We start from the raw sequence: 19,668 nt of genomic DNA on the forward strand, positions 1-19,668 counted from the left end.
TTCAGTCCGAGGCGCGACGGGTGGTGACACCGCCGCGCACAGGCTGGTTTCAGATCCGGCTTCTGTCATACTTGGCTTTGCCGCGACTTGTCGAGCGGATCAGCCAGATGTCAGGGCAGGGCGATCAGCCCTGTGCGGCCTCGGCGGCGGCCCGGATGGCGCGGATATTGGCACCGTAAGGCGCCGGATTGGCCACCGAGCCCCCCTTGAACACCGCAGAGCCCGCCACCAGCACATCGGCGCCCGCAGCCGCGACCAGCGGGGCCGTCTCCACCGTCACACCGCCGTCAATCTCGATATGGATCGGACGATCCCCGATCATGGCCCGCAAGGCGCGCATCTTGTCGACCTGCGACTGAATGAATTTCTGTCCGCCGAAGCCCGGGTTCACCGTCATCACGCAGACCAGATCCACCATGTCCAGCAGATGCGCCACCGCGTCGATCCCGGTTCCGGGGTTCAGCGCCAGACCGGCCTTTGCGCCCGTGGCGCGGATGGCTTGCAGCGTGCGATGGATATGCGGCCCGGCCTCCAGATGCGCGGTGATCACATCGGCACCGGAGGCCGCGAAGGCGTCGATATAGGAATCGACCGGCGCAATCATCAGATGCACGTCCATCACACCCTTGATGTGCTTGCGGATCGCCGCACAAGTGCTTGGCCCAAAAGTGATATTCGGCACGAAGTGCCCGTCCATCACATCCACATGCACCCAGTCGCAGCCCTGTGCCTCGATGGCCTCGCACTCGGCTCCGAAATTGGCGAAATCGGCAGAAAGGATCGACGGCGCGATCTTTATGGCGCGTGTGAAGGTCATGCTTACCTCATGGGGCTTCAGGATTGTGGCTCTTTGCCTGATCCATGGGGCAATACGCAAGAGCGGATCAGATAAACCGCCACGGAACGTATAAATATTACATAATCTTCATTATCGGACTCAAGCAACCTGACCAGCCGCCCAGCCCGATGACCATGCCCATTGGAAATTGTAACCGCCCAGCCATCCGGTCACATCCACGACTTCTCCTACAAAAAACAACCCCGGCACCGATTTGGCCTGAAGGCTGCGCGCATCCAGCGCGTCGGTGTCCACGCCCCCCAATGTCACCTCGGCGGTGCGATACCCTTCGCTGCCCACCGGCGTGATGGTGAAGCCGTGCAGCAGCGCCGCCAGCCGGTCGAGATTGGCGTTGGACTGATCGGCCAGATTGCCGCGAAGGCCCGAGACATCCTCCAGGTAGCGCGCCAGCTTCTCCGGCACCAAACGCGCCAATGCGGTGCGGATGGCGATGCGGCCTGCCTCTTGGCGCATCTGGCGCAAGGCCTGTGCCGCATCGGCACCCCGCGCCAGATCCAGCCGCAGTGCATCACCCTCGCGCCAATAGGAACTGATCTGCAGGATGGCCGGACCGGACAGCCCGCGATGGGTGAACAGCAGCGCCTCGTCAAAGCCGGTCGCGCCACAACTGGCCCGCGCCGCAACCGAAGTGCCTGCAAGCTGGCGCAACGGCTCAAGCTCTTGTTCCGCCAGGGTCAGCGGCACCAGCGCCGGGCGCGTCTCCACCAGAGGCAGGCCAAAGCTTTCGGCGATACGATAGCCGTAACTTGTTGCGCCCATTTTCGGGATCGACTTGCCGCCGGTCGCCACCACCACGCTGGCCGCCCGCACCGGCCCGAGCGAGGTTTCCACCTGAAACCCTGCCGCCACCCGCGTCACCGCACCGAGGTCAGTCTCCAGCCACAGCTGCCCGCCCGCCTTGCGCAGATCCTCCAGCAGCATCGCCACGATCTGTTTGGCCGAGCCATCGCAAAACAGCTGCCCCAGCGTCTTTTCATGCCAGCCGATGCCCGCCGCATCGACCCGCGCGATGAAATCCCATTGCGTATAGCGTTTGAGCGCCGACAGCGCGAAGCGCGGATTGCGCGACAGAAAGCTTTCGGCCCGGATCCCCAGATTGGTGAAATTGCAGCGCCCGCCGCCCGAGATGCGGATCTTCTCGCCCGCCGCCTTGGCGTGGTCGATCACCAGCACCCGCCGCCCGCGCCGCCCGGCCTCGATCGCTGCAAACAAACCTGCGGCGCCTGCGCCCAGAACGACTGTATCCACTTCTGTCATGGGGCGTTTCTAGACGGATCGCTGCGGCACGGCAACGGGCAGGATTTTCGCAAAAACGCTCTTGCAGCCTCCGTGCAGCTTGGCTAAACACCCGCTCACGGTTGGGGCGTCGCCAAGTGGTAAGGCAGCGGTTTTTGGTACCGCCATACCTAGGTTCGAATCCTAGCGCCCCAGCCAAATCATCCTTCACATGACAGACAGAAACGCCTGCGATGCAGGTCAAAATCTGCTGGTCCGGGGGCTTTGCGCCCCCGGTCGTTTGCTGGTGTCAGCGGCGCTGCGCCAGGGCGTCGGTCAGCAGGCCCAGAACCGCGTCGCCCGGCACATCCTCGGCCACGAAGGCCTGCCCGATGCCACGGGCCAGGATGAAGCGCAGCTTGCCGTCGATCACCTTCTTGTCCTGCGCCATCAGCGCCAGCAAAGCCTCGGCTCCCGGCAGATCACCCGGAATATCGGCAATGTCGACCTTCATGCCCATGGCGCGCAGATGGGCGCGCACGCGGCTGGGGGCTTCCTGCGCACAAAGGCCAAGCCGCTGGCTCAGTTCGAACGCCAGCGCACAGCCGATGGCCACGCCTTCGCCATGCAGCAGCCGGTCGCCGTAACCTGTTGCCTTTTCCAGCGCATGACAGAAGGTATGGCCCAGATTCAGCAGCGCCCGGTCGCCTTCTTCGGTTTCGTCGCGCGCCACGATATCGGCCTTCATCTGCACCGAGCGCAGCACGGCATGGTGCCGCCCTGCCCCATCGCCTGCGGCCATGGCCGGGCCATGCGTCTCCAGCCAGTCAAAGAAGGCCGCGTCGCCCAGCAGACCGTATTTCACCACCTCGCCATAACCGGCCAGAAAATCGCGGGTCGGCAGGCTGTCCAGCACCGCAATATCGGCCAGAACCAGACTGGGCTGATGAAAGGCGCCAACGAGGTTCTTGCCCTGCGCGGTGTTGATGCCGGTCTTGCCGCCGACCGAGCTGTCGACCTGCGCCAGCAGCGTGGTCGGGATCTGCACGAAGCGCACGCCCCGGCGCAGCACGGCGCTGGCAAAGCCGACCAGATCGCCCACCACGCCACCGCCAAAGGCCACCACCACATCGCGGCGCTCGACCTTCTGCTCCAGCAGCCATTCCACACAGCGGGCAAACTCCGGCCAGCCCTTGGTGCCTTCGCCCGGCGGCAAGGCCAGCGCGGTCATGCCGATGCCCTCGGCGGCCAGCGCCGCCTCAAGCGCTGCCAGATGATGCGCGGCCACGGTTTCATCCGTCACCACTGCCACGCGCTTGCGGCGCAGAAGCGGCGCGATTTCAGCCCCGGCCCGGCCCAGCAACCCGGCCCCGATGCGCACCTCGTAGGACCGCGCGCCCAGTGCGACCGGCACCACATCCATTCCCATGTCTCAGATCCTTTCCAGCACGTCGCCGCGCGTGCGCAGCGATTCGACGACGCGCAGCGCCATCTCCTCGATTGAAAGCTCCGGCGCCGCATCCACTGTCAGATCGGCCTTGGCATAGGCAGGCACCCGCGCCTCATAAAGCCCGCGCAGCGTTTCGCGCGGGTTGGCGGTGCGCAGCAGGGGCCGCGTGGTCTTGTGCCGCACCCTTTGCCACAGCAGATCAAGATCGGCGCGCAGCCAGACCGAAACCCCCGCCTCGGCAATCACCTGACGGTTTGCCTCGGCCAGAAACGCCCCGCCGCCGGTGGACAGCACACAGGGCGATCCGCGCACCAGACGGGCCAGAACCTCGCTTTCGCGGGCGCGAAAGAACGGCTCACCATCGCGTTCAAAGATTTCTGCAATGCTGCGTTGGGCCGCCTTCACGATTTCCTCGTCGGAATCGCAGAATGGCACCGACAGCACACGCGCCAGCGCCGTTCCAACCGCTGTCTTGCCCGCGCCCATCATCCCAACCAGCACGACCGTCTTTTTCAGCCGATCCATCGCTCCGCCCCATCCCCCGTATCGCATACACGGCGAAGCGGCGCCGGTCGCGTAAACTTTTGTCCCTGAATGGCGTGAACTCGGGCGAAATGCCATATATAATCGACGCGAACCATCCGCAGCGGCTTGGCATTCGGGGCAGCACGCGGCAAGAAACGGGCAGAAGCAAAAGGACGCACGGCTATGGGACGGATCATCAAACTTCTCCTCCTTCTGGGTGTTCTCGGGTTTGTGGGGCTGACGGGGTATGCCTATCTGGGCGATATGAGCCCGGTTCAGAAAGATGTGACGCAGCCGGTGACACTGGATGCGAACTGACGCGCGGGGCCTGTCGGCGGTGCTGCTGCTGATCCTGCTTGCGCCGCAGCAGGTCTGGGCCGAAGGGCCGATGTCTGCAATTGACTGGCTGTCGCAATCGGTGACGACGCCTGCGGGCGCGCGTGTCTCCACGCCGCAACCGCCGGGCCATAGCGGCCGGCCCTTGCCCAGCTCGACACCGATGCCGCAGGCACGCGGCGACGAGCCCGCCGTGACCAAGGACGCCCGACCGACCGAGGTGATGACCTCGGTTCTGGGCGCGCCGTCGCCGGATGGCGTGGGCTTGCTGGCCGCCGCCCGCACCGGATTGCCCCGCGCGCTATGGGGTCTGTCGCGCACCGAGGATATTGCGCGCAAGATCACGCAAGAGCGCACGGATACCCTGCCCGCCCTTCAGGCGCTGCTGATCACGCTGCTTCTGGCCGAGGCGGATGCGCCGGTTGACAGTGGCGGGCGCGGCATCCTGCTGTTGGCGCGGATCGACAAACTGCTCGCGATGGGCGCGCTGGATCAGGCCGCAGCACTGGCCGAGCTGGCAGGCCCGGCCACGCCCGAATTGTTCCGCCGCCGGTTCGATATTGCGCTTCTGACCGGCAACGAAGATGCCGCCTGCGCCGAGATGCAATCCGCGCCGCATCTGGCCCCCACCCTGCCCGCGCGCATCTTCTGCCTTGCCCGCGCCGGTGACTGGTCTGCCGCCGCGCTGACACTGAACACCGCGCAGGCGCTGGGTCAGGTGAACCCGGCAGAGGATGTGCTGCTGTCGCGTTTCCTTGATGCGGAACTGGCCGATGGCGCAGACCCCTTGCCCGCGCCCGAAGTGCCGACGCCGCTGGTCTGGCGCATGTATGAGGCACTGGGAGAACCCTTGCCGACCCTTGGCCTGCCGCTGGCGTTTTCACACGCCGAACTGCGCCCGCAAGCCGGCTGGAAAGCCCAGATCGAGGCTGCGGAACGTCTGGCTCGGGTGGGCGCGATCACGCCCAACCTGCTGCTTGGCATCTATACCGCGCGCCAGCCTGCCGCCTCGGGCGGGGTATGGGATCGGGTCGATCTGTTCCAGACCTTCGACAATGCGCTGGCCGAGGGCAATCCCGAGGCGCTGGCCAAGGCCCTGCCCGCCGTCTGGCGCGCCATGGTGGCGGCAGAGCTGGAGATCCCCTTTGCCGCACTTTATGCCGAACGGCTGATGAACAGCCCGTTGCCCGAGGCCGAAGCCACCGGCATCGCCTTCCGCATCGGTCTGCTGTCACCGCATTACGAACGCGCAGCAATCAAGCGCAAGACCGCGCTGCCCGCGCCCGATGTGCAGGATGCGTTTCTGATCGGCCTTGCGCGCGGCGACATCACCGGCCTTGCCCCGCCCGACAGCATGTCGCGCGCACTGGCCCCGGCCTTTCTGCGCCCGGCGATCACCGCCGAGGCGCAGACCCTGCTGGATGAAAAACGCATCGGCGAGGCGCTGCTGGCGGCGATTGATGGCGTTGGCCGGGGCGTGCAAGGCGATCCGCGCGGCGTGGCCGAGGGCCTGTCGCTGCTGCGCAAGCTGGGGCTGGAGGACGTGGCCCGGCGCACCGCGCTGGAACTCTTGCTGCTGGAGCGGCGGGGCTGACCATGGCCAACGCCCCGATGCAACGCTGGATCTCGGCCTTTCTCGATGCACAGGCCGCCGAGCGCGACGCGGCCCGCAACACCCGGCTTGCCTATGGGCGCGACCTGCTGGATTTCGCGGGCTGGCTGGCGCATCGCGGGCAGGATTTCGTCACCGCCGATCAGGCGGCGGTGGAGAATTACCTGATCAGCTGCGATGCGCAGGGCCTGTCAAAAGCCACGCGGGCGCGGCGGCTGTCGGCGATCCGGCAACTCTACCGCTTTGCGCATGAGGAAGGTTGGCGCGCCGACAATCCGGCGCTGCGGCTGAAAGGCCCGGGGCAGGATCAGCGCCTGCCGCAGGTGCTGAGCCATGAGGAGGTGGACCGCCTGCTGGACGCCGCACGCGACAAGGGCCGCTCGATCGAGGATCAGATCCGCAACTGCGCCCTGCTGGAACTGCTTTATGCCACCGGGATGCGGGTGTCCGAACTGGTGGAACTGCCGGTGGCGGCGGTGCGGGGCGATCCGCGCATGATCCTGGTGCGTGGAAAGGGCGGCAAGGAACGCATGGTGCCGCTGTCGGCCCCGGCACGGGTGGCGGTGGCGGACTGGCTGACCCGCCGCGACCGTGCCGAAGAGCTGGACCGCAAGGCCGGGCGTCCCGCCTCGAAATACCTGTTTCCCAGCCGGGGGGTGGATGGCCATCTGACCCGCAACCATTTTTATGTGCTGATCAAACAGATTGCCGTGCTGGCCGGGGTCTCGCCCGCCAAGGTGACGCCGCATACGCTGCGTCATGCCTTTGCCACGCATCTTCTGGCTGGAGGCGCCGATCTGCGGGTGATCCAGACCCTGCTGGGCCATGCCGATCTGGCGACGACCGAAATCTATACCCATGTGCTGGACGACCATCTGAAATCGCTGGTGCTTGAAAACCATCCGCTTGCGAAAAGGCCTGACCGCGAATGACCCCCGACCCGATTACCGCAGCCCCCGCCCTGCTGGCCCCTGCCGATTGGCTCATCATCGGGATCATCCTGCTGCTGCTGGGCCTGTCGGCCTTTTTCTCCGGCTCGGAAACCGCGCTGACCGCCGCCTCGCGTGGCAAGCTGAAGGCGCAGGCCGACAAGGGATCGAACGGTGCCCACGCCGCGATGCGGGTAACCGAGGACAGCGAGCGCATGATCGGCGCGCTGCTGCTGGGCAACAATATCGTCAATATCCTGTCGGCCTCGCTGGCAACGGCGCTGCTGACACGGCTGCTGGGCGACGGCGGCGTGGCGCTGGCGACCTTTGTGATGACGGCGCTGGTGCTGGTGTTTGGCGAGGTGCTGCCCAAGACGCTGGCCATCACCTATCCCGAACCCGTGGCCAGCCGCGTGGCCCCGGTGATCCGCGTGCTGATCGTGCTGTTTTCGCCCATCGTCTCGGTGGTGCGGCTGCTGGTGCGTGGCATCCTGCGGCTGTTCGGCCTGAAACCGGATGAAAGCGGGCGGATGCTGGCGATGCGCGAAGAAATCGTCGGGGCGATCTCGTTGGGGCACAGCGAAGGCGCGGTAGAAAAAGAGGACCGCGACCGCCTGCTGGGCGCGCTGCATCTGGGCGAACGCACGGTGGAAGAGGTGATGCGCCACCGCCGCCAGATCGAGATGGTGAATGCCGATTTGCCCTCGGATGTCATTCTCTCGCAGGTTCTCGGCTCTCCGCACACCCGTCTACCGGTCTATCGGGGCGAGGCGGAAAACATCATCGGCGTGATCCATGCCAAAGACCTGCTGCGCGAGGTGGAGCGGGTGATGCGCGGGGCCGATGGTGCGCCCGGCACCATGGCCGATCTGGATGTGATGAAAGTGGCAATGAAGCCCTATTTCGTGCCGGAGACGACCACGCTGGACGAACAGATGCGCGAATTCCTCAAACGTCGCACGCATTTCGCGCTGGTGGTCGATGAATATGGCTCGCTTCAGGGGCTGATCACGCTTGAGGACATCATCGAAGAAATCGTCGGCGACATCACTGATGAATTTGACGTGGTGCACAAGGAGGATGCGCTGAGCCGCGATGCCAATGGCGATTACAGCGTCGACGGGGCAATGACGATCCGCGACCTGAACCGCGCGATGGACTGGGGCCTGCCGGATGACGAGGCCAATACCATCGCGGGTCTGGTGATCCACGAGGCGCAGATGATCCCGAATGAAGGACAGGCCTTCAGCTTTCACGGCTTCCGGTTTGAAGTGGCTGCAAAACGTGAAAACCGCCTGACCAAGCTGAAGATCCGCCCGTTGTAAGGCTCAGAAGATCTCGATGGCGTCTGCAAGGCCGCCAAGCGATCTGACATCTTCCAGCAGCAGGATGCCGTCTTTGCCGAAATCGAATTCGACGCCCTGCTTTGTCACGCTGGCATAAGTATTGACCAATTGCCGTGCAGACATGCGCCCATCCCACAGCGCATCGTCAAAGCGCAGCGTGTCATTTTCCCGCAGGTTGAAATCGGTGATCGTGTCGCCGCCGAACCGCTGAGAGAACTCGAACCCATCCGCACCGGCCCCGCCGGTCAGCTTGTCATTCTGCCCGCCGCCGCGCAGCAGATCATTGCCCGTACCGCCGTCCAGCATGTCATTCAGGCCGTCACCGTCCAGAACATCATTGCCCGCGCCACCGAACAGCCGGTCGCCCCCGGCCCCGCCAGACAGTTTGTCATTGCCGCCTGCGCCATAGAGCAGGTCACGCCCCTCCATGCCGTCCAGCCGGTTGGTTGCGTTGTTTCCGGTCAGGCTGTTGTCGGCATCGCTGCCGGTCAGATTGATGCGCCCGATGCCCAAAGCCTCGGCATCCGCAATCCCGCTGACCAGCGTGACATCGCCCGACACCCGCAGCAGCGATCCGTTGATCACGTCGAGCTTCACATTGCCGTCGGCAAGGCTGGTCTGCACCCGCGCCATATTGCCTGACGGCCCGATATCCACTGTCACCGCGCGGCCAACCGCATGGGCCAGCGCATAGCCCCCGGCGGCTTCGGTGCGATCCGCAGCCCCGCCGACGATGCGCATCAGCAGGCCATCCTGCCCCTCGCCAATCGAATAGAACCCGTCCTTGTTCTTGTCGGCATAGGCCACGCCGGTGACATAGGCGGTCGAGGCATGGCGTGCAAAGTTTTCGGTCAGGTAATCCCATTTGCTGTTGCCCAGCTGGGAAATGCCGATCTCGCGAAAGTCCATGCCGATCATGTTCGATCTGTGCGTAGCACTGGCAAACAGGCTGTCATGCAGCTTGTCCATCAGCGCCTCACCCTTCAGGCCGCGCGAATATCCCGCCAGATTTTCGCCCTGGATCGAGCCGGAAAAGTTGAACTTGGCCATGGCCAGCCGGGCATCCAGATCGGTGCCGTCTTTCCAGATATGGCTGAAGTAATCGGTCTTGCCGAGATATTCGGACTGGATCCGGGCCGAGCGGTTCAACACATCAACAACCGCCAGCGGATCCTTGGCCTCGGTGGTGATCCTGGGCCAGACCGTGCCGTTGGTGGCCTGCGGCAGGCCCTTGTTCAGCGCGATGCCCTGGCGTTCGGCCTCTTGCTGCGGGTCCAGGCGGGCGCGGTTGATCAGCTCCACCAGATACTGTTCAGATGCCATCAACGTCATATCAGCCTGCCCTCGTGTCCGTCACAGTTGAAACTTCGCGTGACAATATGGTTTTCAGATGACCTGTCGATGGCCGTTCTGGGCCACTTCCGGCCAAACAGTGCCCAACGGCAGATCCTCGCCCACATCCTTTTCCCCCCGGCGTCTTACCGCTTGCGAAACAATGACCCCAGAACCCCGCGCACGATGGCCTGCCCGGATTTGGTGCCCAACTGGCGGGCAAAGCTCTTGGCAAAGGCCTCTGTCACGCTGTCCGACCGGCGCGGTGCGGATTTGGGCGGCGCGGCAGGTTTGGGCGCGCGCGACGCCCCGCCATCATAGCGTCGCCCCTTGTTGAACTCGCGCACCTCCTGCGGATCGAGCGACAGGCCGCCTTCGGGCTGTGCCGGGGCATTGGCTTCGCGCGCCGCCACCTCGGCCCGGGCGCGCAGTTTCTCAAACGCCGAATCGCGGTCGATCACCGCCTCATATTTGCCGTGCAGCGGCGAGGCGGCCAGAAGCTGCGCCCGCAGCGCCGGATCAATCGGGCCAAGCTGCGAGGCGGGCGGGCGGATCAGCGTGCGTTCCACCACCGAGGGGATGCCCTTGGCCTCCAGAAACGAGGTCACCGCCTCGCCGGTGCCGACATCGCGGATCGCATCCTCGGTGGCAAAGCGCGGATTGGGGCGATAGGTCTCGGCCGCCAACCGCAGGTCTTTCTGATCGCGCGCGGTAAAGGCACGCAGCGCGTGCTGCACCCGGTTGCCCAGCTGGCCCAGAATATTCTCGGGCACATCCGCCGGATTCTGCGTGATGAAATAGACCCCGACGCCCTTGGAGCGGATCAGCCGCGCCACCTGTTCCACCTTTTCCACCAATGCCTTGGGCGCATCGTTGAACAGAAGATGTGCCTCGTCGAAAAAGAACACCAGCTTTGGTTTGTCGGGGTCGCCCACCTCGGGCAGTTCCTCGAACAGTTCCGACAGCAGCCACAGCAGGAAGGTCGCATACAGCCGCGGGCTGTTCATCAGCTTGTCCGCCGCCAGCAGGTTCACATGGCCCCGCCCCTGCGCATCGACCTGCATCAGATCCGCCAGCGCCAGCGCCGGTTCGCCAAACAATTGCGCGCCGCCCTGATTTTCCAGCACCAGCAAGCGCCGCTGGATCGCCCCGACCGAGGTCGTGGACACCAGACCATAGCGGGTCGAGATGGACTGCGCATTTTCTCCAATAAAGACCAGCATGGCTTGCAGATCTTTCAGATCGAGCAGCGGCAGGCCCTCTTCATCGGCCAGTCGGAAGGCCACGTTCAGCACACCCTCCTGCGGCTCTGTCAGCTCCAGCAGGCGCGACAGCAACAGCGGCCCCATTTCCGAAATGGTGGCGCGGATCGGGTGGCCCTGTTCGCCATAAAGATCCCAATAGGTCACCGGACAGGCGGCATAGACCAGATCAAGCCCGATGGTGGCGGCGCGTTTGCTGAAGGCCTCGTGCAGCTTGTGATCCGCCGATCCGGCCACGCCCATGCCCGACAGATCGCCCTTCACATCCGACAGGAACACCGGCACGCCCGCCGCCGAAAACCCCTCGGCCAGCACTTGCAGCGTCACCGTCTTGCCGGTGCCGGTTGCCCCGGCAATCAGGCCATGGCGGTTGCCGTATTTGAGCAACAGCGTCTGCGGTGCCGCATAGGCCTCGCCGCCGCCACCCACGAAAATCCCCGCCTGATCACCGCTCACACCCTGCCCCTTCGCTGACTCTGGTATCGAAAATACAATCTTAATCTCTTTGTGCCAGCCTTGAATACAGTCCCGGCGGCGCTGCGTGCCACAGGGGCTGTCTTCCTCCCTGTGGACTGGCCGCGCCGATAAAAGGCGCGGCCTTTTTGCATGATTTATGGCAGCGCAAACATCTCAGATTTGTGTTGACCTGTCGCACGCCACGCCTTAGCGTCAGGTCCAATGAAGTCGGCCAGTCCGACAGGGAGCAAATAAATAGGAAAAGGGCCGGATTTCCGGCCCTTTTTCTTTTGGATCCGGCAGCGCAGACCCGGCTTTCGGCCCGCCGCAATGGGCAGCAAACCGCCAAGCCAGCCCGGCAGAACAGTTTTTTCACACTGACTCCGCCCTGTGCCCATGGTAAGGGGCGGCATCACCATTTGAGGACTTATCGCAATGGCAATGAATGACTTGACCAAGGCACTGGCGATCACGCTGACGCTCGGTCTGGGCAGCGCCGCCCTGGCGCAAGACACCACCACCGAAGCCCCGGCGACCACGACCGAAGCCCCGGCGGCCCCGGCAACCGAAGCACCTGCAACCGAAGCACCGGCACCGGCCGCCGATGCGCCCGCCACCCCGGATGCCGCTGCAGCCCCGGCTGCTGATGGCGTCGGCTCGGTCTATGCCAAGGCCACCCATGGCGATTGGGAACAGCGCTGCGTCAAGGCCCCCGAAGGCACCACCGATCCCTGCCAGATCTATCAGCTGCTGAAAGACAGTGAGGGCAATGCCGTTGCCGAAATCGGTGTGTTCCCGCTGCCGGATGGCGAAAAGGCCCTGGCGGGCGGCACGATCAGCGCGCCGCTGGAAACCCTGCTGACCGAAAATCTGGTGATCCAGATCGACGGCGGCAAAGGCCGCGTCTACCCGTTCAGCTGGTGTGACCGCAGCGGCTGCGTGGCGCGTGTGGGCTTCACCAAGGAAGATCTGGCCGCGTTCAAGGGTGGCAACAAGGCCACGCTGACCATCGTGCCGGTGACAGCACCCGACCAGAAGGTCAATCTGGCGATCTCGCTCAAGGGCTTCACCGCCGGCTATGACGCGCTGGCGCAACCCGCCAAGCAATAAGCCAGTTCAGACCCAAAGATGGCGCCGCGTCCTGCAAGGGGCGCGGCGCTTGCCGTTTCAGGGGGCGCGGCGCAGGGCCAGCACCGCATTCATGCCGCCAAAGGCAAAGGCATTGGACAGCGCCACCTCCACCCGCGCCTGCCGGGCGACATTGGGCACCACATCCAGCGCACATTCGGGATCGGCCTCTTCATAACCGATGGTCGGCGCAATCACCCCGTCGCGCAGCGCCATGATACAGGCCAGCAGCTCCACCGCGCCGGTGCCGCCGATCAGATGGCCATGCATGGATTTGGTGGAAGAGATCATCAGCCGGTCGGCGTGCTGGCCGAACACATCGGCCACGGCGGCACATTCGGTCTTGTCATTCGCCGTGGTGCCGGTGCCATGGGCGTTGATGTAACCGACATCCTCAGGTGCCAGACGCGCATCGCGCAAAGCCCCCGCAATCGCCCGCGCCGCCCCCTGTTTGGAGGGCATCACGATGTCGGAGGCGTCCGAGGTCATGGCAAAGCCCACCACCTCGGCCAGAATCACCGCGCCGCGCCGTTTGGCCTGTTCATATTCTTCGAACACGAACACCGCTGCCCCCTCGCCTTGCACCATGCCGTTGCGGTTCAGGCTGAAGGGTCGGCAGGCATCCTTCGACATGACGCGCAGCCCTTCCCAGGCCTTGATGCCGCCGAAACACAGCATGGATTCGGATCCGCCCGTCACCATGGTGCGGCACATGCCCGAACGGACCATGTGGAACGCCTGCCCCATCGCGTGATTGGAACTGGCGCAGGCGGTAGCCACGGTGAAGCTGGGGCCCTTGAGGTTGAATTCCATCGACAGATGCGAAGCGGCGGCATTGTTCATCAGCTTCGGCACGACAAAGGGATGAACGCGGTTCTTTCCCTCTTCATAGACACTGCGGTAATTGTCGTCCCAGGTGTTCACCCCCCCCGCCGCCGTGCCCAGCACGACCCCGGTTTCATAACCCAGATGCCCGTCGAAATTCAGCCCCGATTGCGCAATCGCCTCCCGCGCGGCCAGAAGGGTGAACTGGGTGAATTTGTCATACAGAACAATTTGTTGCCGGTTGAAATGCGTCTCGGGATTCCAGTCATGCACCTGCCCTCCGATCTGGATCGACAGTCGGTCCTTGTCGCGGATCTCCAGATCGGTGATGCCGCAGCGCCCGTCCCGAAACGCGGCCAGCGTGCCCGTCACATCATGCGCCAGCGCGTTGATCGTGCCCGCGCCGGTAATCACCACCCGTTTCATGCGGCGCGCTGCGCCACGAGCCCTTCGACCGCCGCGATGATCGCCGCGACCGAACTGATGTCAAACCCCGAACGGTCCGGCGCATTGGCGTTGAACGGCACCGAGATATCAAAGGCCTCTTCGATGGCGAAGATGCTTTCCACCAGACCGAGGCTGTCCAGCCCCAGATCCTCCAGCGAATCCTCCAGCCGGATGTCGGAAACATCCATCACCGCCTGTTCGGCAAGAATGGCAATGACGCGATCCTTTACCGCGACGGCCTCTGTCATCTGTGTCATGCGAACCTCCTGCACCCCTTTCGGGAAAGTGTTATGGCGTCATCTCACAGTTTTGAAACAAGTTTCTGAAGCTCTGCCACGGTCGCGGCAAGCCGCGGCAGACGGCGCAGGGCCTTGTTGATTTCCATCTGGGTTTCCATCTTGACCGCCGGATAACCCAGCAGAACCCGTCCCGCAGGCGCATTGCTGAGGATCTTGGTGCCACCGCCGGCAATCACGTCATCGCCCACAAAGATATTGTCACTGACCCCGACCTGCCCGGCCAGCACCACCCGATCCCCGATCTTGGTGGACCCCGCCACCCCGACCTGCCCGCACAGCAGGCAATCGCGACCCACCTGCACATTATGCCCCAGATGCACGAGATTATCGAGTTTGGTTCCCGATCCGACCAGCGTGTCGCGGATGGTGCCACGATCCACACAGGCATTGGCGCCAATTTCCACATCATCGCCGATGGTCACGGCCCCGAGCGAATGGATCCGCGTCCAGCTTTGCTGCCGGATTTCCTCGCGATGTCCGAGGGTTGCGCGGATTTCTTCAACCCCGGACTGTTCGGGCGTCACGAAGGAGAATCCATCCGCCCCGATCACCGCGCCCGGCTGGCAGATGAAGCGATCACCAATGCTGACCCGCGCGCCGATCCTTGCGCCTTGCAGGATCAGCGCATCCGCCCCGATGCGCGCGCCTTCGGCAATCGACACATGGCTGGCGATGCGGGCGCGCGGCCCGAGGATCACACCTGCGCCGATCACCACGAAGGGCGCAATCGCCGCGCCCTCACCGATCTGCGCCGTCGGATCCACCACCGCCATCGGATGCACGCCCGGCGCAATCTGCGGCCCGGCATCCAGAATCGCGGTCAGCCCGGCCATCGCCACGCGCGAGCGCGGCGCAAAAATCGCGGCCTCCAGCCCCAACGCCTGCCAATCAGCGCCTTGCCAGACCACCGCCGCCCGCGCCTTGCCCTGGCCGATGCCCCCCGCATATTTCGGGTCCATGGCAAGCGCCAGATCCTGCGGCCCTGCCACTTGCGGTTCTGCCGCGCCGGTCACGGTCAGATCAAGGTTTCCGGCCGCCTGCGCGCCGAGCGCGGCGGCAATATCACGGATCATATGCGCCATGGCACCCTCACTTACAGGGCGATTGCTGCCCTGTGACTGATTTAGCCCTGATGACCGCCCAGCACCACCCCGGCCTGCATCAGCGCGTCGAAGATCAGCCCGTCGCGGCCATAAACGTCGCGGCGGTAGTTCATCTTGCCCTTGGCCCCCGGGAAGGCGGTGAAATAGACGATATGCACCGGCACCGGCTGTTCCAGCCGCACCGCCGCCTCGGCCCCGCGATCCAGAACCTGATGGAAGGTCGCCTTCGGATCATCGCTTTGTCTGGCCAGCAGCGCATAGGCGAAATCGAAGGGCTGGCCCAGACGGATGCAGCCATGGCTGAAGGCGCGGATTTCCCGCTCGAACAGCGATTTTGACGGCGTGTCATGCAGATAGATATTATAGGGATTGGGGAACATGAACTTCACCAGACCCAGCGCATTGCCATCCGAGGGCGGCTGCCGCATCGCAAAAGGGAAGTTTGCCGCCGTGTATTTGCCGAAGTTGATCGCGCCGCGATCCACGACACGGCCCTTGCTGTCGACGATCTTCAGATGCCCCGCCGCATTCGGGTTCTTTTTCAGCAGCGGCAGATATTCCTTGGTGGTGATCGACCGCGGCACCGACCACGACGGGTTGATGACCATGTAATCCATCGTATCGGAAAACTCGGGCGTGCGTTGATCCAGCACGTCCTTGCCGATGACCGAGCGGGTGGCAAAGGTTTCCTTGCCATCATCCATGATGCGGGCGCTGAAGTCGGTGAGGTTCACCCAGATATGGCGGCGGCCCCGGTCGATATTGATCCAGCGCTCCCGCTCCATCGCCACGAGGATGGATTGCAGCCGCGCCTCGGGGCCAACATTGATCTGCGCCAGCGTGCTGTCATCCAGCACCCCGTCCGGTTCCAGCCCGTGATCGAGCTGGAATTGCTGCACGGCCTTTTCCATCGTGTCATCATAGCTGCGCGTGGCGCTGCGCCCCAGATAGCCCATGGCGACCAGACGGTCGCGCAAGGCCACGACGGCCTCGCCGCTGGCCCCGGGTTTCAGCGTCACCGCCGGCAAAGCTTCCCCCCAGCCGCCGCGCGCGATCTGCGCCTCGATCTGGATCTTGGCCTTCATCAGCTGAGCATAGGCGGGCGCCGTGGGCGCCAGCCCGGCCAGAAAGCCGGACAGATCCGCATCCGTCAGCATCGCCAGATTGGACTCAGGGCTGCGCACCGGAATCTCGCGCACGATGCCCGGATCCACCTTCTTGGGCACCAGCACGCCGGAGTTCAGATCCCGCGCATAATCGAGGAAGGCGCGCGTCATGCGCACCTCCAGCCGCCCCCGGTCGCCTTCGGTGCGGGCGGCGCGGAAAGCATCGGCCAGCGCCCCGGCATCATAGCGCTGCACCGGCAGGCCGTGATCGCCCGCACGGGTCAAGGCGGTCAGCAGCACATTGCGCCGCTCGGCATTGCCCGCGTCGGTCCAGACCGGGGCATAGTTGCGCGCCGCATAGAAGGCGGCGATGGCCTCATCGTCCGAGGCCGCAATCGCTACCGATTGGGTAAAGGGGCTGACCTGTGCCTGCACAGGTTGCGGAACCGTCATCGCCGCCGTGGCAAGCAGCATCGCCACAAGACCAGGACCAAACACGCGGGGCAGCATCAGACGAAGTGGCGCAACAGCGGCAACGGGCATCGGAACCTCGGCTCAATGATATTTCCTCAAATTTCCGGGATTTCGGCGGGTGAGTCCATTCACAACCGCCTCAACCGCGGCAGAAATCGCACGGTGCAAGGGCTAAAACGTCGCATTTTGGCAACACGGCCAAGAATTGCCAAACGGTTCCTACCGTTTTGCGGCGTTCAGCAAATATTTGCCGATCGGCGTGATGCTGCGGGCCTGCGGCCAATCTTGGACTTCTGTTGCGATTCGACTTGTGCCATAAGAATGGGGCACTTGGGGAAAAGTGGCAGGAACCGCAGATCACATGCGGCAGAATACCGAAGGACAGGCTTACACATGACCAATTCTGCGAAAACCGGGTTCACACGGCGTGGCCTCTTGGGTGTGTTCGCGGCTGCTGCCGTGGTGGCAGCACCGACCTATTCCAACGCGTTCGGCTTGCTGCGCGGCGCAGGCGACATCCGGCGCGTCCGGATGTATTCGGGCCGCACCGGCGAAAGCATGGACACGATCTATTGGATCGAGGGCAAGTACATCAAGGAAGCCCTCAAGGAAATCAACCACTTCATGCGCGACTGGCGCACGGATGAAACCATCACCATGGATCCGCGCACGGTGGATATCATGGCGGCCTCGCATCGTCTGCTGGATGTGTCAGAGCCCTATATGCTGCTGTCTGGCTACCGCAGCGCCAGAACCAATGCGATGCTGCGCTCCAAATCCGGCGGCGTTGCCAAGCACTCGCTGCACATGGTCGGCCAGGCCAGCGACCTGCGGCTCAAATCCCGCTCGGTCAATCAGATGGCCCGCGCGGCAGAGGCCTGCGCTTCCGGCGGCGTTGGCCGTTACTCCGGGTCGAACTTCGTGCATATGGATTGCGGTCCGGTGCGGCACTGGGGCGGCTGAACGCGCCACACCACCACTGACCGGAAAACAGGGCGCCCTTGGGCGCCCCTTTTCATGTCTTCATGCGTCGTGATCCGGCTCCGCACCCTGATCGCCGTCGCGCAGCCCGCGAAAGCCCATCGCGACCACGAACTTTTCGGAACTGTCCGAGCGGCTTGCCCCCGGCTTTACATTGGCCACCTTCTTGAAGTGTTTCTTCAGCAGGGTCTGCATGCCGATTTCGGCCCCGCCCGCCAGAACCTTGGCGACAAAGGTGCCATCCTCCTCCAGCACGTCAAAGGCAAAGGCCAGCGCCGCCTCGACCAGCGCGATGATGCGCAGGTGGTCGGTGCCCTTGTGCCCCGAGGCCGCCGCCGCCATGTCGGACATGACCACATCGGCCTTGCCGCCCAGCCAGCCCTTGACCAGGGCATCCGCCTCATCGGCCAGAAAATCGAGCTGATGGATCTGCGCGCCGGAAATCGGCTCCACCTCTTGCAGATCGACGCCCAGCACGGTGCCAATCGGCTTTTTCGGGTTCTGCCCCAGCGCGTTCACCCGCTCGACCGCCATCTGGCACCAGCCGCCCGGCGCACAGCCAAGGTCAACCACACGCGCGCCCGGTTTCAGGAAGCCGTATTTGTCATCCAGCTCCGAGATCTTGTAGGCGGCGCGGCCCCGGTAGCCTTCCCGCTTGGCGCGCACCACATAAGGGTCGTTCAACTGGCGTTCGAGCCAGAGCGTCGAAGACAGTTTGCGCCCCTTGGCGGTTTTCACCCTGACGCGCAATTCGCGCTGGCCACGGCCGGAGGTGTTTTTGGGCGGTGTCGTCATGCGTATGGTCCATCTTCCAGAACGCCATCGGCGCTCATCTGTGCATAAAGCAGCCCTTCGCGCAGCCCCCGATCCGCAACCGACAGCTTGTCGGTGGGCCAGATGCGCATGAGCGCCTGTAAAATCGCCGCCCCGGACATGATCAGCGCATGACGGTCGCGCCCGATGCGCGGGTCGGTGCGCCGGCCTTCGGGGCCAAGCGAGAGATAATCGCGGATCACCGTATCAATCTGATCCGATGACATGCGCAGCCCGTCCACCTTGGTCCGGTCATACCGGCGCAGGCCCAGAAAGCTGGCGGCAACCGTCGTCACCGTGCCAGAGGTGCCGATGATCTGAAAGCCCTCGCGCGGGTTGTCGGCATTATAGGGGCTGAAACTGGCGAGGTTCTCTTCGAAAAACCAGCTCATCAGCGCAAAGCGCGCAGCGTCATCCTCCACGTCGATGAACTGGTCCTTCAGGGTGGCCACACCTAGCGGCACCGAGATCCAGTCCACCACGCGCGCGGCGGGTTTGTCGTCCTTCGGGGCAAAGCCCGCGTGCAGCCGCATGATGGCGCGCGGGCGATCCTCGGGCGGCACGGCGGACAGATCAATCCAGACCAGTTCGGTCGAACCGCCGCCGATATCGACCACCAGCAATTGTTCGGTGCGGCGGCTGACCAGTGGCGCGCAAGAGATCACGGCAAGGCGGGCTTCTTCCTCGGGGGCGATCACCTCCAGCGCCAGCCCGGTTTCGCGCCGCACCTGCCGGATGAAATCGCGGGCATTGCGCGCCCGGCGGCAGGCCTCGGTCGCCACCAGCCGCATCCGCGTCACGCCATGTTTTTCGATCTTCTTGCCACAGATGCGCAGCGCCTGAACCGTGCGCCCCATCGAGGTGCGCGAAAGCCGACCCGAGGCTTCAAGCCCCACGCCCAACTGGACAGTTTTGGAAAAACTGTCGATGACCTGAAACTGACTGCCCTTCGGTTGGGCAATCAGCATCCGGCAACTGTTTGTGCCCAGATCCAGCGCCGCATAAAGCTGCGGCCCCGGCTGGGCGTCACAAGGGGCCGACGGTTCGACCGCGCCCGCCAGTTTCCTGACGTCCGGCTGCGGGATCGCGTCCTCCCCTCGGGGACGCTCGGGCGTCATCATACGCCCTCCATATGTGGTTATCCCCAACCTAGACCCGTTCCCCCCATGG

General features: G+C 64.2%; 18 protein-coding genes and 1 tRNA gene. 7 read left to right on the forward strand and 12 right to left on the reverse strand.

Features of this window, described 5'->3' with window-relative positions; genetic code table 11:
* Positions 1-124 precede the first annotated feature (124 nt).
* On the reverse strand, positions 125-817 hold the full coding sequence (rpe, locus tag KM031_RS00990) for a ribulose-phosphate 3-epimerase (protein ID WP_215504221.1): 693 nt from the start codon (positions 815-817) through the stop codon (positions 125-127).
* Between the two features lie 120 nt (positions 818-937).
* Positions 938-2,116 (reverse strand): BaiN/RdsA family NAD(P)/FAD-dependent oxidoreductase, encoded by a 1,179-nt coding sequence (locus KM031_RS00995; protein WP_215504220.1) that lies wholly within the window; start codon positions 2,114-2,116, stop codon positions 938-940.
* A 102-nt stretch (positions 2,117-2,218) separates the two neighbouring features.
* Between KM031_RS00995 and KM031_RS01000 the strand changes: the two genes are divergently transcribed.
* Positions 2,219-2,293: transfer RNA gene (locus KM031_RS01000), tRNA-Gln, on the forward strand.
* Positions 2,294-2,384: 91 nt separating this feature from the next.
* On the opposite strand, the gene aroB is transcribed toward KM031_RS01000, so the two are convergent.
* Both aroB and KM031_RS01010 read right to left on the reverse strand, forming a co-directional pair.
* On the reverse strand, positions 2,385-3,503 hold the full coding sequence (aroB, locus tag KM031_RS01005) for a 3-dehydroquinate synthase (protein ID WP_215504219.1): 1,119 nt from the start codon (positions 3,501-3,503) through the stop codon (positions 2,385-2,387).
* A gap of 3 nt (positions 3,504-3,506) precedes the next feature.
* Positions 3,507-4,049, reverse strand: a complete 543-nt coding sequence (locus KM031_RS01010) for a shikimate kinase (RefSeq protein WP_215504218.1) — start codon at positions 4,047-4,049, stop codon at positions 3,507-3,509.
* A 183-nt stretch (positions 4,050-4,232) separates the two neighbouring features.
* Here KM031_RS01010 and KM031_RS01015 point away from each other — a divergent pair, with 183 nt between their 5' ends.
* From KM031_RS01015 to KM031_RS01030, 4 genes are read left to right on the forward strand one after another with little or no spacing between them, the layout of a single operon-like run.
* Complete coding sequence (locus KM031_RS01015; protein WP_260692039.1) at positions 4,233-4,367, forward strand: hypothetical protein; 135 nt, start codon at positions 4,233-4,235, stop codon at positions 4,365-4,367.
* Positions 4,357-5,979 (forward strand): hypothetical protein, encoded by a 1,623-nt coding sequence (locus KM031_RS01020; RefSeq protein ID WP_215504217.1) that lies wholly within the window; start codon positions 4,357-4,359, stop codon positions 5,977-5,979. The genes KM031_RS01015 and KM031_RS01020 overlap by 11 nt, the downstream gene beginning before the upstream one ends.
* 2 nt (positions 5,980-5,981) lie before the next feature.
* A complete protein-coding gene (locus KM031_RS01025) occupies positions 5,982-6,929 on the forward strand; it encodes a site-specific tyrosine recombinase XerD (RefSeq protein WP_215504216.1) in 948 nt (315 codons plus the stop codon).
* The gene (locus tag KM031_RS01030; RefSeq protein ID WP_215504215.1) at positions 6,926-8,251 is read left to right on the forward strand and encodes an HlyC/CorC family transporter; all 1,326 of its coding nucleotides are present in this window, start codon (positions 6,926-6,928) and stop codon (positions 8,249-8,251) included. Before KM031_RS01025 ends, KM031_RS01030 begins: the two co-directional genes overlap by 4 nt.
* A gap of 3 nt (positions 8,252-8,254) precedes the next feature.
* Here KM031_RS01030 and KM031_RS01035 read toward each other — a convergent pair whose 3' ends face one another.
* Both KM031_RS01035 and KM031_RS01040 read right to left on the reverse strand, forming a co-directional pair.
* A complete protein-coding gene (locus tag KM031_RS01035; protein WP_215504214.1) occupies positions 8,255-9,604 on the reverse strand; it encodes a CAP domain-containing protein in 1,350 nt (449 codons plus the stop codon).
* A gap of 146 nt (positions 9,605-9,750) precedes the next feature.
* Positions 9,751-11,322 carry a helicase HerA-like domain-containing protein gene (locus KM031_RS01040; protein ID WP_215504213.1) on the reverse strand — a complete coding sequence of 524 codons (1,572 nt, stop codon included), beginning with the start codon at positions 11,320-11,322 and terminating at the stop codon, positions 9,751-9,753.
* Between the two features lie 435 nt (positions 11,323-11,757).
* On the opposite strand from KM031_RS01040, the gene KM031_RS01045 reads away from it, so the two are divergent.
* Positions 11,758-12,432, forward strand: a complete 675-nt coding sequence (locus KM031_RS01045; RefSeq protein ID WP_246566888.1) for an invasion associated locus B family protein — start codon at positions 11,758-11,760, stop codon at positions 12,430-12,432.
* Positions 12,433-12,489: 57 nt separating this feature from the next.
* Here KM031_RS01045 and KM031_RS01050 read toward each other — a convergent pair whose 3' ends face one another.
* The 4 genes from KM031_RS01050 to KM031_RS01065 are packed head-to-tail and all read right to left on the reverse strand — an operon-like array spanning position 12,490 to position 16,773.
* Positions 12,490-13,701, reverse strand: a complete 1,212-nt coding sequence (locus KM031_RS01050) for a beta-ketoacyl-[acyl-carrier-protein] synthase family protein (RefSeq protein WP_215504212.1) — start codon at positions 13,699-13,701, stop codon at positions 12,490-12,492.
* Positions 13,698-13,979 (reverse strand): acyl carrier protein, encoded by a 282-nt coding sequence (locus KM031_RS01055; RefSeq protein ID WP_371878999.1) that lies wholly within the window; start codon positions 13,977-13,979, stop codon positions 13,698-13,700. The genes KM031_RS01050 and KM031_RS01055 overlap by 4 nt, the downstream gene beginning before the upstream one ends.
* A gap of 44 nt (positions 13,980-14,023) precedes the next feature.
* A complete protein-coding gene (gene lpxD / locus KM031_RS01060) occupies positions 14,024-15,103 on the reverse strand; it encodes a UDP-3-O-(3-hydroxymyristoyl)glucosamine N-acyltransferase (RefSeq protein WP_215504211.1) in 1,080 nt (359 codons plus the stop codon).
* A 41-nt stretch (positions 15,104-15,144) separates the two neighbouring features.
* Complete coding sequence (locus KM031_RS01065) at positions 15,145-16,773, reverse strand: L,D-transpeptidase family protein (RefSeq protein ID WP_371879000.1); 1,629 nt, start codon at positions 16,771-16,773, stop codon at positions 15,145-15,147.
* Between the two features lie 324 nt (positions 16,774-17,097).
* Between KM031_RS01065 and mepK the strand changes: the two genes are divergently transcribed.
* Positions 17,098-17,667: a peptidoglycan L,D-endopeptidase MepK gene (mepK, locus tag KM031_RS01070; RefSeq protein ID WP_215504210.1), complete on the forward strand. Its 570-nt coding sequence runs from the start codon at positions 17,098-17,100 to the stop codon at positions 17,665-17,667.
* A 60-nt stretch (positions 17,668-17,727) separates the two neighbouring features.
* Here the strand turns inward: mepK and KM031_RS01075 are convergent, their stop codons facing one another.
* Both KM031_RS01075 and KM031_RS01080 read right to left on the reverse strand, forming a co-directional pair.
* The gene (locus KM031_RS01075) at positions 17,728-18,480 is read right to left on the reverse strand and encodes an RlmE family RNA methyltransferase (protein WP_215504209.1); all 753 of its coding nucleotides are present in this window, start codon (positions 18,478-18,480) and stop codon (positions 17,728-17,730) included.
* Complete coding sequence (locus KM031_RS01080) at positions 18,477-19,616, reverse strand: Ppx/GppA phosphatase family protein (RefSeq protein WP_215504208.1); 1,140 nt, start codon at positions 19,614-19,616, stop codon at positions 18,477-18,479. Before KM031_RS01080 ends, KM031_RS01075 begins: the two co-directional genes overlap by 4 nt.
* Between the last annotated feature and the right edge of the window lie 52 nt (positions 19,617-19,668).

The organism is Gemmobacter fulvus (genome assembly GCF_018798885.1).
GTDB classification, from domain to species: Bacteria; Pseudomonadota; Alphaproteobacteria; order Rhodobacterales; family Rhodobacteraceae; genus Gemmobacter; species Gemmobacter fulvus.